Origin of the sequence: Thomasclavelia saccharogumia DSM 17460 (assembly GCF_000686665.1) — a bacterium.
In the GTDB taxonomy this organism is placed as follows: Bacteria; Bacillota_I; Bacilli_A; order Erysipelotrichales; family Coprobacillaceae; genus Thomasclavelia; species Thomasclavelia saccharogumia.
This window is the reverse complement of sequence record NZ_JMLH01000041.1, coordinates 1-12,717: the sequence shown is the minus strand read 5'-3', so window position 1 is coordinate 12,717 and position 12,717 is coordinate 1. Positions and strand designations below refer to the sequence as shown.

Here is a 12,717-nt window from a genome sequence, read left to right as displayed (position 1 = left end):
TTTTATTCATCCTCCAGTTATTTAATAATTGCTACTATATCTTCTCCCTTTGTTGCTCCTGTATATTTCATTTCTACCTGACGTCCTTCGTTTAATTCAAAAACCATCATCGTCTCTGTAGAATATCCCTTCTTTTCAATTAAGTCTTGATCAAATATTAATAGAACATCCCCTTGTTTAACTTCTTGATTTATTGCTACAAAACTTTCAAAGCCTTCACCATTCAAATTAACAGTATCTATTCCACAATGAATAAGAGCACTTGAACCATCTTTAAACGTTAAACCTACTGCATGTTTACTTGGAAAAACAAATGAGATCTTTCCATCAGCCGGAGCAACGACCTTTCCTTCACTAACAGTAACTGCAATTCCATCACCCATGGCTTTAGAAGCAAATGTTTGATCAGTAGATTCTGTCACATTTTTAACTTCACCTTTTACTGGTGATAATATTTCTATTTCTCCATTAAATTCAACAACATTTTCAGTAACTTTTTCATCATTTTTTACTTCTTTTGATTGACCTTTTGTTTTTCCAAGAATAACCGCAAAGATAAATCCACCAGCTAAAGCAATAACATGGGCAATAATATAGTTAATATAACCATTGTTTGCAGGATCACATATAGCAATTCCTGGCAGTGCTGTTGTTCCAAATCCTAATGACGCTAAATTTGCAAAATAAACATACGCACCAGCTAAAGCACCACCAATACATCCCCCAATCAATGGAAATTTATATCTTAAGTTAACCCCAAAAATGGCTGGTTCACTGATTCCAAATAAAGTTGATGCAAATGATGATAAACATAATTCTTTGGCTTTATTATTTTTCCAATTTAATACTAAATATCCTAAAACAGCACCACCTTGACCCATTAAAGCAACTGACATTAATGGATTTAAGAAATTTCTACCAGTATCGGCGATAAGCTGTGCTTCAACTGCACCAAGAATATGATGTAAACCAGTAATAACGATGATTTGTTGTACCCCGGCAAAAAACGCATAACCAAGAGCCCCTAAATTTTGTGTCATCCATACTAAACCATTGGTAATAGCACTTGATAATTCTCTACCAACTGGTCCTACGATCGTAAATAATAAAACTGTTGAAATAAAAACTGTACATAACGGTGAAAATAACAGCTTTACGACATCAGGTATTTTTTTATCAAAGAAAATATCTAATTTTGCTGTAACGAATCCCATCATTAATGCAATGATGATTCCCCCTTGAAAACCAACAAGTTCGATTGGTAAACCAAAAATCCGAATAACATCTGGTACGACTGTTCCATTACCAACAGAATAGGCATTAGCTAGTGAAGAATCCAGCATGATCGCACCTACGACTAAACCTAAAATCGGTTTTCCACCATATCTTTTACATGCACTGTAACATACCGCCATTGGTAAAATAGCAAAGATACCATTTGATGCTAAACTGACAAGCTTATTAAGTGCAAATAATGTTTCATTATTTTTGACAACATCCCAATTTCCTAAGACACCTGTAATTCCTGTTAATAACGCTGCTGCCAGAATACCTGGCATGATATCAATAAAGACATCAGATAATGATTTAATAACAGTTTGAACTGGATTTTGTTTTTTATTACTTTGATCTTTAATATCTCTTAAAGACATATTTTCAGTATGAGTATAGTGACTAAAAACTTCATAAACTTCATTAACAAGACCTGCTCCAAAAATGATTTGCAACTGATTTCCCGCAATAAATACCCCTTTTGCTAAATCTACATCATCGAGCTTTTCCATATCAGCCAAATCATTGTTCTTTAGAACGATTCTTAATCTTGTAGCACAATGTGCAGTTCCTTGAATGTTATCCATTCCTCCTACATATTCTACTATTTCTTTTGAAATTCGTGAATATTTTTCTTGTTTCGTTTCTCCCATTTTTCTTCTCCTTTTTATATTTTATGGTATCGGTTCCTTACAACGTCAATATACATCAATTGTAAGCGCTTGTCAACAAAAATATGGTATCGGTTTCATAATTTTTTGTAAAAAAAGAGAAATTACTCATTTCTCCATATTTTTTACACTTTCACCAGGTATGAACTGATATCCAATTATTGTTTCTTTATCAACACTTTCACCTTTGATCAATTGTATGATCGTATAACCTGCCAGCACTCCAGCTTCTTCATTATCAAAACGAATCGTGCATAAACTAGGAGTGATCAATTCTGATATTTCATAACCACCAAAACCAGTTAAAGAGACTTCTTCAGGCACTTTGATATTAGCTTCTTTTAATTCTTTAAAAGTTGCTAAAGCTATATTATCAGTTGCACAAATAATAATAGAAGGACGATGTCTTTTCAATAAATTATGAACAACTTTTCTTGTTTTATCAAAAGTAAAATCAGTTTCTACCATTTTTACATGATCGATTCCATACTCTTTCAAAGCATCCATAACACCTTTTTTTCTAACATACCCTACAGCTTCATCATATCCACCAACTCCCAGGAAAACAATATCTTTATGATGATTTTTAGCAACATGTCTCCCAATATCATAACCAGCATGATAATCATCATTAAGTATCGAAATACCATCACTAATTTTCTGAAATAAAAATACGATCGGTATATCAAGCTTATTCAATAAAGTATGATGAGCCATTGTTACATCTGTTGCCAATAAAACGATTCCATCAACTCGCATATGCCATAATTTCTCTATTGACTTCAATTCTTCTAACTCATCATGATTTGTATTAATAATCAGTGGCGTGTATCCCTGATCTTTTAAATAAGCATCTAACAGCATTAAAACCCTTGAAGAAGTCGTTGAAGTTAATGTAGGGGCAATAATTCCAATGATCTTTGTTTCCTTTGCTTTTAGACTTTGAGCAAAAGTATTGGGCTGGTAGTGATATTCATCAATTATTTTTTTAATTTTATCACGGGTTTCATCCTTTACATACCCACCATTAAAATATCGTGAAACAGTTGTTTTCCCTACACCAGCCATTTTTGCAATATCTTGCATCGTCAATTTTTTATCTTTCATTTTCATCCACTCACTTACAAAACATTATATCAAATAAACTATCATATCTCTATAGTCTAAAAACTCATTATTTAAATTTTTGATTAACTTTTATTTCAATAATTGCATATAAGCCCTATCTTTCTTACTCACTATTTCTTGTAACTGCAAATTATTTTTATCAAGAAATCACCAAATATTTTTCTTTCCTTATATTATATATCTTTCATTTACATTTTCTTCACTAAAATATTTAAAATCTATTTACTTTTTTTAATAAAGTCAAAAAATTCAATCAAGAATTCTTCATGTTGCTCAATAATAGCTTTTTTATTTTCTGTATCGATTTATCAAAAAATAAAACGTATATTTATACTTTCTTGATTTATTTCATTTTTTTACCCTACTTCCAATCGTTCCATTACTTTGATACCTGGTCTCATCGATTCTCCTAATTCTGAAAGTGAATATTCTACCCTAGGCAGTACTTCTAGATAGTACAAATAACAATACCATCAGACTTATTGAACGTAAGCTGTCGATTAGAACCCTTCTGACTGATTTCATCCAATGACTTTTGCAGCTCATTAAATTGCTATGGACGAACCAGTAAATTCCTCATAATCAATAATTTCCACTTACTTCCAATCAACTACAATTGGACAGACAGGTAATCCTTTTTTATCATTCTACATAACTAACATTTGTTTTAGATATAACAAAAAAAACTGCTACACCAAATTATAATGTATAGAATAAAAAAATCAATATTTCACTTATCAAAAAATGCTTAAATTCACAAAAGTCACAAAAAAAGTATGTATCTAAAAAAGATGCATACTTATTAGCATATAAAAAATCAACAAAATTAACTTAATTTTCTAAAAACATCAAAGATGTTAGCAATTATGACATTATCAAATTTATTTACATGAAAAAAAGAAATATATCTTTAACTTACAGTTCAGTTTGGCATCAGTTTTTTAACTTTTAGATAAAAGATCTTTTATCTAAAAATTTTAAAAAATATTTAAATATATCTTATTGATATCTATTATGAAACAGTATTCTGCTTTTCAACAGCATATAACAGATGGGTATGGCCAATGCTGTAAACATTATACTATCTCTTTTTCTAAAAATACTTCTAAAAAATTAGTTAGCAGTAAATCCAGAACAATTTCTATAATTATCTTGATTTTTATGAAATCCATAATAGACTACATATTTCTATATTACTGGTAGAAATCCGATTTTACATAAAGATTTTTAGAAATTACTTTCATTAATATAACACATATCCCATTTATCCGAAATATAAATTGCTGGTACATAAACAGAAAAATCACCGGTAGCAGCTTATTTAGTTACCTTAGCCAACATATAATATGACATTTCTATTTTTTCTTGTAAAAAGTATTGCTTCTATCACTACAAATGTCTAATATATCACAGATATTAATATTTGAACTTAGTCATTTTCCTGCGCTTCATCAAATGGTATGAATTATAGCCATTAACAAAAAAGCACAAATAAATTAGTAAAAATTAAGAATGCTTAAATATCATATTGCTTTTTTATTAATATGATGTTATATATCTTTTATAATAAAAAGTGAGGAAAAACAAATGGTAAATATTCTAATCGTAGAAGACAATGATGATATTAATAATTTGATTAAAAACTATATAACAAAAGCCGGGTATAACTGTCATCAAGCATATTCAGGAACTGAAGCACTTATATATTTTCAAACAAATACATATGACCTTATTATTTTAGATTTAATGTTACCCGGTATGAACGGCGAATCTCTTTTAAACAACATAAGAAATGTTTCTGATATACCTATTATCGTTTTAACTGCTAAAGATAACTTGAATAGTAAAGTTGCAATATTAGGTGCCGGTGCTGATGATTATCTTTGTAAGCCATTTGTACTTGAAGAACTCCTTGCAAGAATCCAAGTTCAATTAAGAAAAAGAAATAAAATTATTCATGAACAAATCTCATTCAAAGAATTAATCCTTGATCCCGATATTTACGATGCCAAGATACATGATCATCTGCTTCATTTAACAAAGCATGAATATCTCATACTTGAATTACTAATGAAAAATATAAAAAGAGTTTTCACTAAACAAGAGATATATGAATATGTATGGAATGATGATTATTATGGTGATGATAAAACAATCAACGTTCACATGAGTAATTTAAGAAAGAAGATAAAAAAATTAACTGATGAAAAATACATTAAAACTGTATGGGGAATTGGTTTTAAAATGGCTGAATAATAATATATTCAGTTTTTTCTTTATACTTTTTTTATAAATACTTAGCACTTTTTTTATCTTTCCATTTTATAATAATAATTGTTTTTAAGGAGGAAGTTCAATATGGAAGAAAATGTAGTAGAAATATATAACTTATGCAAAACGTATAAAAACACAAATGCTGTGTCACATCTTCATATGGAAATAAAAAAAGGCGAAATTTATGGTTTCATTGGAAAAAATGGTGCTGGTAAATCTACGACTTTAAAAATGATAGTTGGCTTGATTTTTCCAACTTCAGGTGAAATAAAACTTTTTGGTGAAAAAAGAAATGCATTTACATCTAAAAGAATTGGATCACTAATTGAAAATGCAGGATTATATCCAAATTTGTCTGCTTACGACAATATGGAACTTAAAGCTGTTGCAATGGGAACTTATAATAAAGATAAGATTATAGAATTATTAAATCTGGTTGGACTTGATTTTAAAAACAAAAAGACTGTTAAAAAGTTTTCATTAGGCATGAAGCAAAGGTTAGGTATCGCTTTAGCGTTATTGGGAAATCCTGATTTATTGATATTAGATGAACCTATCAACGGCTTAGATCCTGAAGGTATAAGGGAAATAAGAGAAATTATCCTATATTTGAATGAAACCAAAAAGATGACTATTATTATTAGCAGTCATATTTTAGGAGAGTTGAGTAAAATTGCAACAAAATATGGAATTATTCGTAACGGACAAATGATAGAAGAAATCACATCTAAAGAATTAGATAAATGCTGTAGAAATTATATATCCTTAAAAGTAGCTAAAGCAGATAAAGCTATTCCTCTTCTTGAAAGAAATTTAAAAATAAAGGATTATACTGTTCATGAAAATAATGAAATTTGGATTTTTGATAATGTTAAAAGTTCGGATATAGCTATGTTACTAACAAAACATAATATTCTAATTCATCAAATTTATTATCAAAAACAAGACTTAGAATCATATTTTTTAGAAAAATGCGGAGGTAAACAATAATGATCAATATTATTAAAGCAGATATAATAAGATTATTTAAAAGCAAAAGTTTTTATTTATCTTTAGGTGTATTTATTTTCATCTATATCATATGTATATTTATGCAAAATGCTACACAAAGTTCAGAAATTTTTGATACCTCTCAAAAAACATCAGAACCAGGATTTTATATTGCTGTAGATGGAGTTGTCAAATCACTCAACTCTTTTGCAATTATATTCGGGCACTCTTTTGGAGTACTGATCTTAGGTATTTACCTTTCATCATTTGTATACAATGAATATAGCAGTGGATATATAAAAAACATTGCCACTTTATCTCATGGAAGAGTTGCAAGTGTTATTTCCAAAATTGCAGCAGCTATTATTATTGATGTCATTATTATTATTTTATGTTATGGTATAGGATTTTTATTAGGGAATATTCTTATTAAAAACTTTGAAATCGAATCTATAAATGTTATATTTAAATCTATCATAGCAATGTTTTGCTTATCTCTTGCCTTATTTAGTCTAATTATATTTATTACGATCTTGTTTAAAAATAAAGCTGCGGGCATTATTTTACTGTTTTTCATATCCTCTGGAATGTTGCTGCCTTTTATAACTGCATTACTTGAGATAATCAATCTTTCTTCATTATCTCAATATTCATTATCTTCACTTTTTTTAAATACAGCCACAATCGAGGGAAATGAACTAGTAAAAATTATTTTAATTTCTTTCTTTTACGCTATATTTTACAATACTTTAAGTGTTGGAATACTGCAAAAAAGAGATATATAAAAATTAAAACAACTGATCATAATTAAAGAGTCATATTTTATGGTGATATCCAAATAAAGCAATAATCTATGGGGGTGTTGGATCTTGACGACTTTATGTATAATATTAGGAATAATTACAGTCATTAGTTTAATATCTCTTTTCATTTTTATTAACGATGTCAAAGAAATAACTAAACAAATCGATTATAAAAATAAAACAAAAAGTCATTTTGATATATCAATCCAAAGTCATACTCATCCTATCAAAGAATTACAGTCAAAAATCAATATTCTTTATGAAAACATCAGTAATATTGAAATCATCGCTTTAAAAAAAGAAAAAGAAATGCAAACTATCATGTCTGGTATATCGCATGACATAAGAACACCTTTAACAAGTATAAAAGGCTATTTAAAACTGCTGGAAGAAACAGATAATGAGATAGAAAAGGAAAAATATTTTAAAATTATAGAATACCGACTAGAAACGTTAGAATCAATGTTAGAAGATTTATTTATGCATTCAAAAATCAATGACACTGAATATAAAATTGAAAAAGAAAATATTGAGCTTTTTCCCATCATATGTAAAGTACTTGCTTCATTTTACTATGATTTTGAAAATAAAAATATTTCGCCTATCATTCATTTTTCTAATGAACATATGCATGTTACAGCAAATCAGGAAATGCTCATAAGGATGATCCAAAATTTAATTAGTAATGTTTTACAACATGGATATGATTATTTTGAAATAAAAGAACAGGATAAGTGTGTTTATTTCATCAATAAAATCAAAAATACTCAACAAATTGATCCTAAACAATTATTTGATAGATTTTACAAAGCTGATGTATCAAGACATCAAAATTCTACTGGATTAGGTTTATCTATTGTAAAAAGAATTGCAGAAGTTCATAATTGGAAAGTTAATGCCTATATAGAAAATGAAAAACTATATATTTCTATCCAAATGAAATAATGATAATGATTATTATTCAAATGATTATATATAATAAAAATAATGAACCAAATTTAATTCATTATTTTTTTAATACTTATCTATATTACATAAATCAGTTCATCATTTATAAATACAATTAAAAACTTTTGATGATAGATCACAAACAAGTCATAAATCATTTAGTTATGAGTTTAATTATCTTTTTGTTAATCTTATAGTAAGCATCAAATAACTTACAAAATAAAAGTTTAAATTTTGATTTGATAATACTTTAGTAATGTATGATAACATTTAATGAATGATAACATTTAATGAATGATCAACATCGGCTGCTTTTTCAATGGCATCTGGCAACTGATCCCATGGATATTCATCAGTAATAATAGATTCAATATCCCATTGATGGCTTTTCATAGCTGTCATGACATCTTCCACATCTTCAGGGAAATAACCACCAGAACCAATAATAGCATGTTGAAAATAAGTCATTTCTAAAATATCAACTGGTCTTTTCCTGCTAAAACTGCTACGACAACCATACGACTTTCAATTTTCCCAATCTTTTGATATAACTCTAAAATTGAGTTTGCACCAGCTGCATCAATATAAATATCAGCAGTTGCTCCAAAACGCGAAGATGCCTCTTTAAAATCTTCTTTACTGTTATTTCATATTTCAAATTCTAAAGATTTTGCCTTTTCCAAACGAAAATCAGAATAGTCACAGATCATGCCCTTATCACAGCCAAAGTATTTTAAACCAACAGCTGCTGCAATACCGATTGTTCCTGCCCCAAAAACAACCGACTTTCTCCTTTATTTGGAAAAGAACGTCTAGCCACACGGAAACCTACAGTAAACGGCTTAATTAAACAGGCTGTTTTCAATGAAATACTTTCTGTAGGTACAGCATAAACTTCTCTTCCTAATTTTGCATGAGGAATAAGTACATATTCAGAAAATCCACCTACAGTTCCTGCACGCTTGGAATCACCTTTGGCTAGTCGTGGATAAGGATAAACATAATCTCCTACTTGAATATTCTTAACATTTTTACCAACCTGAACGACTTGTGAAACCATTTCATGTCCAAATTCTTCGCCAAGTGTCACTTTATGTCCGGTATTTGGACCGTGCATATAGACTGCCACATCTGTTCCACAGATACTGGCATAAATATTTTTAACAACAATATCATCGTCACTGGCAATGGGCATTTCTCGTTCTGTCATGATAATATTTTTCTTTCTGTTATACAATGCTGCTTTCATCTTCCTACCTCCTTATAATAAAGCGTGTCCTTTTTGACATATTTCATAAATCTCATCATATTTTTCTTCTATATAGGGCTCTAATTTCTTTGCCTTAGAGGCAATGATACGCTTATATAATAAAGGTGGAATGATCCAGCCAATGAATGCAGGTATGGCTAAAATTGTAGATAACCAATATCTTGGTGGTGTTGCCGTTATTGCAAATACTGAACCTGCCATAAATGCTGTCCCAATAATACCTATAATTAAACAAATTGTCACAGCTGTTGATGCTTTTGATTTTTCCATCACGACCAATTCATCGGCACATGATTCAAAATGTCTTTGTAAACGTGTGAGTTCAGTTTTATTGATAATCTTTCTGTTTCTTTTAAGATGTAATGTTGTCATTGAACTTCCTTCATTTATCGAAAATCTATCATCTAAAACCCACCCAAAATTTTCATAACAGTCTAAATAGAAAGATAATTTCTTTTCTTCTACTGTAATTTCCTTATAGTCATAAACAGTAAAATCATTCATTATATAATTCCTCCTCATGTGACATATCATTATTAACTTGATTGATGATTGGCAATGTCACACAAAATGTCGTTCCCATATTTTTTTGACTTTCCACAGATATATCTCCACCCGATAATTCAAGAATCCTTTTAACAAGGGCTAATCCCAGACCATTGCCTTCTGTAGAATGGGAAGTATCTCCCTGATAAAACTTATCAAATATATGTTTGATGGTTTTATCATCCATCCCACAGCCTGTATCACTAATTGTCACAACGATATTTTTTTCTTCGATTTTTTCTTTTAACGTCACTTGTCCACCTTCACTTGTAAATTTAAAAGCATTAGATAATAAATTGGTCCATACCAGTTCCATTAATCCCTGATCTGCTTCTATCATTAATCGGTCTTTTAATTCAGCATCAAATTCTATATTCTTTTTTTCCCATGTATCTTCAAACTGTAAAGCACACTGACACAGCTGTTCAGAAAGGTCATATGTTTCCGGCACTGGTATGATTGTCTGTTTTTCTAATTTATTGAGCTTAAGCATATTTGTTATCAAATTGGACAAACGTTTGGCTGCTGTTAGAATGATATCAATAGATGTCATCTGCTGATTTTTTGTTATATGAGAATTTTTTAAAAGTTCAGCATTATTTTGGATAACAGCAATCGGTGTCTTGATTTCATGAGAAACATTAGAAAAAAAATCCGTTTTTAATGTTTCAATACTGCCAAGTTCTTCAACCATCTTATTAAAATCTTTAATCATAACATCAAGATAATCCAATTTATCAGATGTATGAAGTGGGGAAATATAAACAGAAAAGTCCCCCTTAGCTACCATATTTGTTGCCTTTGCAAGCTTTTTCATAGGAATATCGTAAGTCTTTTTCATAAGAAATCTTGTATATGTTGTTAAACTTCCTGCGACAATCGCCCAATAGATCATAGGTATGATCGTTTGCCATATATCATTCATTGAATACGTATTCATAAGAACAATAAGACCAACATGTATACCTGACATTAATAGTAGTATAAAGTAAAAAATAAAGAATAAAGAGATCGGAAATCTTGATTGTTTGATATTATTTTCATCTATATTCATTTCAATACCGCCTTATATCCTAAACCTCTTACAGTTTTGATTTCAAAGCCGTCACACTGCGAAAACTTATCTCTTAGTTTTGTGATATAAACATCGACAGCACGAAGACTGGCATTTGTTTCGATACCCCAAAATTCATCCATTAATTGAGCTCTTGTAAACGTTTTTTTAGGATAGGAAAGAAGTTTATATAAAATATTAAACTCTCTTGTTGTAACTTCTATTTCTTTACCATCAATACTTGCTGTCATGCCATCTGCGTCTAATTCTAGATTACCTACAATCAGTTTTCTTTCCAATTCTATATTTGCTCTACGTAACAAAGCTCTTACACGCATTTCTAATTCTGAAAGCTCAATAGGTTTTACCATATAATCATCAATTCCTAGTTGAAATCCTTTTCTTTTTGAAGGAAGATCATCTCTTGCCGACATAAACAAGATAGGTATATGCTTGTTGAGTTCACGAACTGTTTTAGCAAATTCAAAGCCATCAATTTCAGGCATCATGATATCTGATATAATCAAATCATAAAGGTTATTGTACATTTCATCATAAGCATCACTTGCCTTTAAAACACCCTTAGCCAAGAACCCACAATCATTCAGGTACGTACATACTATCTGATTAAGATTCATATCATCTTCTAAAACTAAAATTTTAATCATTTTTGATTCCTCCATCTATACTGTATTTTCTTATTGCTTTTATTGAATTTACGACCATATAAAATGCTGTCAGTAAAACAATGAAACAAACGACACTTCCTGTTATACCGATCATCAACTGTCTAAAAGCTGGGCCTTTTTCTGTATTAAATTGGACAAGCATAGCTGTTTCTAATGACAAAATAGAAACAAGTGCTGAAACAAAAGTAATGACTTTTGATGCTGAAATAATAGGACTCTTTGAATTCCTGTATTTGACAACATTGATAATAGCATTGATGACTGAATAAAATGTATACATCGCCATCACATAAATCAAATATCCCCCATATTCAAATCCCTCATTCTTTTTGACCATCAAAACAACTACCCCCGTCAATGCAATATTCATTACTCCTAAAATAATACCACAGATACGATATTGTTTTAATTCTAAAATAATATTTTGACCTAATATGTTGTTACTAACATGTCTTAGTAATAACAATCGCATTACTGCCAACAAAAAATAATAAACTGCTAATGTTCCAAACCAAAAAGAATGATATATAACCCCAGAAATAAACTTGATGATTGCATATAAGATGTTAATTCCAACGGATAAATATAATAAGACATGTGTCTTAAATGATGAATCATTCATATATTTCTTTAATAATGGTATTCTTTCTAAAAATATTTTAATATTTTCTTTAACATCACCAAGAAAATAAAAAATCTTAACACATACTATGATCAAAGCATATGCAGAAAACACATATGTCACATATGATATTGGATTATACTGTTGATTAGCGAATTATATTAGATAACTTTTTTCAGATTAAATTAGTTATTTTTGAAATGCTTTTTTATAAATTAATTATAATAATCAAATTATTTTAACTACTTTCTTCAAATTATTTTATTATAAATATTATAAAAACAGTCTGATTGATATTTTCATAATATCTGCTCTCAGACTGTCATTTCTACTATATTTCTATATCAAATACTGATTCAGGCTTCTCTTCACATCCTGATAATATTTTTAAATATCCTGCTATATCACTAAGTCTTTCTTCTATACTGCTTAGTACCCTGTATAGTTCAA

Annotated in this window: 12 protein-coding genes; 4 read left to right on the top strand and 8 right to left on the bottom strand. The window is 29.3% G+C overall.

All coding sequences use genetic code 11. The annotated features are described in order from the left end of the window. Nucleotides 1-17 precede the first annotated feature (17 nt). The gene (locus tag BR82_RS0109655) at nt 18-1,925 is read right to left on the bottom strand and encodes a PTS sucrose transporter subunit IIABC (RefSeq protein WP_027090016.1); all 1,908 of its coding nucleotides are present in this window, start codon (nt 1,923-1,925) and stop codon (nt 18-20) included. Nucleotides 1,926-2,051: 126 nt separating this feature from the next. Further along, nucleotides 2,052-3,050 (bottom strand): LacI family DNA-binding transcriptional regulator, encoded by a 999-nt coding sequence (locus BR82_RS0109650; protein ID WP_027090015.1) that lies wholly within the window; start codon nt 3,048-3,050, stop codon nt 2,052-2,054. A gap of 1,608 nt (nt 3,051-4,658) precedes the next feature. Between BR82_RS0109650 and BR82_RS0109645 the strand changes: the two genes are divergently transcribed. The 4 genes from BR82_RS0109645 (at nt 4,659) to BR82_RS0109630 (ending at nt 8,083) form a co-directional block, all read left to right on the top strand. After that, the gene (locus tag BR82_RS0109645; RefSeq protein ID WP_027090014.1) at nt 4,659-5,327 is read left to right on the top strand and encodes a response regulator transcription factor; all 669 of its coding nucleotides are present in this window, start codon (nt 4,659-4,661) and stop codon (nt 5,325-5,327) included. 102 nt (nt 5,328-5,429) lie between these two features. After that, a complete protein-coding gene (locus BR82_RS0109640) occupies nt 5,430-6,335 on the top strand; it encodes an ATP-binding cassette domain-containing protein (protein ID WP_027090013.1) in 906 nt (301 codons plus the stop codon). Beyond that, the gene (locus BR82_RS0109635) at nt 6,335-7,120 is read left to right on the top strand and encodes an ABC transporter permease (RefSeq protein ID WP_027090012.1); all 786 of its coding nucleotides are present in this window, start codon (nt 6,335-6,337) and stop codon (nt 7,118-7,120) included. The genes BR82_RS0109640 and BR82_RS0109635 overlap by 1 nt, the downstream gene beginning before the upstream one ends. Before the next feature lie 84 nt (nt 7,121-7,204). Further along, nucleotides 7,205-8,083, top strand: a complete 879-nt coding sequence (locus BR82_RS0109630; RefSeq protein WP_240474542.1) for a sensor histidine kinase — start codon at nt 7,205-7,207, stop codon at nt 8,081-8,083. Nucleotides 8,084-8,356: 273 nt separating this feature from the next. On the opposite strand, the gene BR82_RS17725 is transcribed toward BR82_RS0109630, so the two are convergent. The 6 genes from BR82_RS17725 to BR82_RS0109605 form a co-directional block, all read right to left on the bottom strand. Beyond that, nucleotides 8,357-8,554: a hypothetical protein gene (locus BR82_RS17725; RefSeq protein WP_240474541.1), complete on the bottom strand. Its 198-nt coding sequence runs from the start codon at nt 8,552-8,554 to the stop codon at nt 8,357-8,359. A 265-nt stretch (nt 8,555-8,819) separates the two neighbouring features. After that, nucleotides 8,820-9,335, bottom strand: a complete 516-nt coding sequence (locus BR82_RS17720) for an alcohol dehydrogenase catalytic domain-containing protein (protein WP_240474540.1) — start codon at nt 9,333-9,335, stop codon at nt 8,820-8,822. A 12-nt stretch (nt 9,336-9,347) separates the two neighbouring features. After that, nucleotides 9,348-9,860 carry a hypothetical protein gene (locus tag BR82_RS0109620; protein WP_027090010.1) on the bottom strand — a complete coding sequence of 171 codons (513 nt, stop codon included), beginning with the start codon at nt 9,858-9,860 and terminating at the stop codon, nt 9,348-9,350. Continuing rightward, nucleotides 9,853-10,956, bottom strand: coding sequence for a sensor histidine kinase (locus BR82_RS15595; protein ID WP_034864653.1), 1,104 nt, complete (start codon nt 10,954-10,956; stop codon nt 9,853-9,855). Before BR82_RS15595 ends, BR82_RS0109620 begins: the two co-directional genes overlap by 8 nt. Continuing rightward, a complete protein-coding gene (locus BR82_RS0109610) occupies nt 10,953-11,624 on the bottom strand; it encodes a response regulator transcription factor (RefSeq protein ID WP_027090009.1) in 672 nt (223 codons plus the stop codon). The genes BR82_RS15595 and BR82_RS0109610 overlap by 4 nt, the downstream gene beginning before the upstream one ends. Further along, complete coding sequence (locus BR82_RS0109605; protein ID WP_027090008.1) at nt 11,617-12,381, bottom strand: hypothetical protein; 765 nt, start codon at nt 12,379-12,381, stop codon at nt 11,617-11,619. The genes BR82_RS0109610 and BR82_RS0109605 overlap by 8 nt, the downstream gene beginning before the upstream one ends. Between the last annotated feature and the right edge of the window lie 336 nt (nt 12,382-12,717).

Bases quoted from the DNA above. Each gene is read 5' to 3' on its own strand.
- BR82_RS0109655 (WP_027090016.1), bottom strand. From the start codon at position 1,925: ATGGGAGAAACGAAACAAGAAAAATATTCACGAATTTCAAAAGAAATA.
- BR82_RS0109650 (WP_027090015.1), bottom strand. From the start codon at position 3,050: ATGAAAGATAAAAAATTGACGATGCAAGATATTGCAAAAATGGCTGGT.
- BR82_RS0109645 (WP_027090014.1), top strand. From the start codon at position 4,659: ATGGTAAATATTCTAATCGTAGAAGACAATGATGATATTAATAATTTG.
- BR82_RS0109640 (WP_027090013.1), top strand. From the start codon at position 5,430: ATGGAAGAAAATGTAGTAGAAATATATAACTTATGCAAAACGTATAAA.
- BR82_RS0109635 (WP_027090012.1), top strand. From the start codon at position 6,335: ATGATCAATATTATTAAAGCAGATATAATAAGATTATTTAAAAGCAAA.
- BR82_RS17725 (WP_240474541.1), bottom strand. From the start codon at position 8,554: ATGACTTATTTTCAACATGCTATTATTGGTTCTGGTGGTTATTTCCCT.
- BR82_RS17720 (WP_240474540.1), bottom strand. From the start codon at position 9,335: ATGAAAGCAGCATTGTATAACAGAAAGAAAAATATTATCATGACAGAA.
- BR82_RS0109620 (WP_027090010.1), bottom strand. From the start codon at position 9,860: ATGAATGATTTTACTGTTTATGACTATAAGGAAATTACAGTAGAAGAA.
- BR82_RS15595 (WP_034864653.1), bottom strand. From the start codon at position 10,956: ATGAATATAGATGAAAATAATATCAAACAATCAAGATTTCCGATCTCT.
- BR82_RS0109610 (WP_027090009.1), bottom strand. From the start codon at position 11,624: ATGATTAAAATTTTAGTTTTAGAAGATGATATGAATCTTAATCAGATA.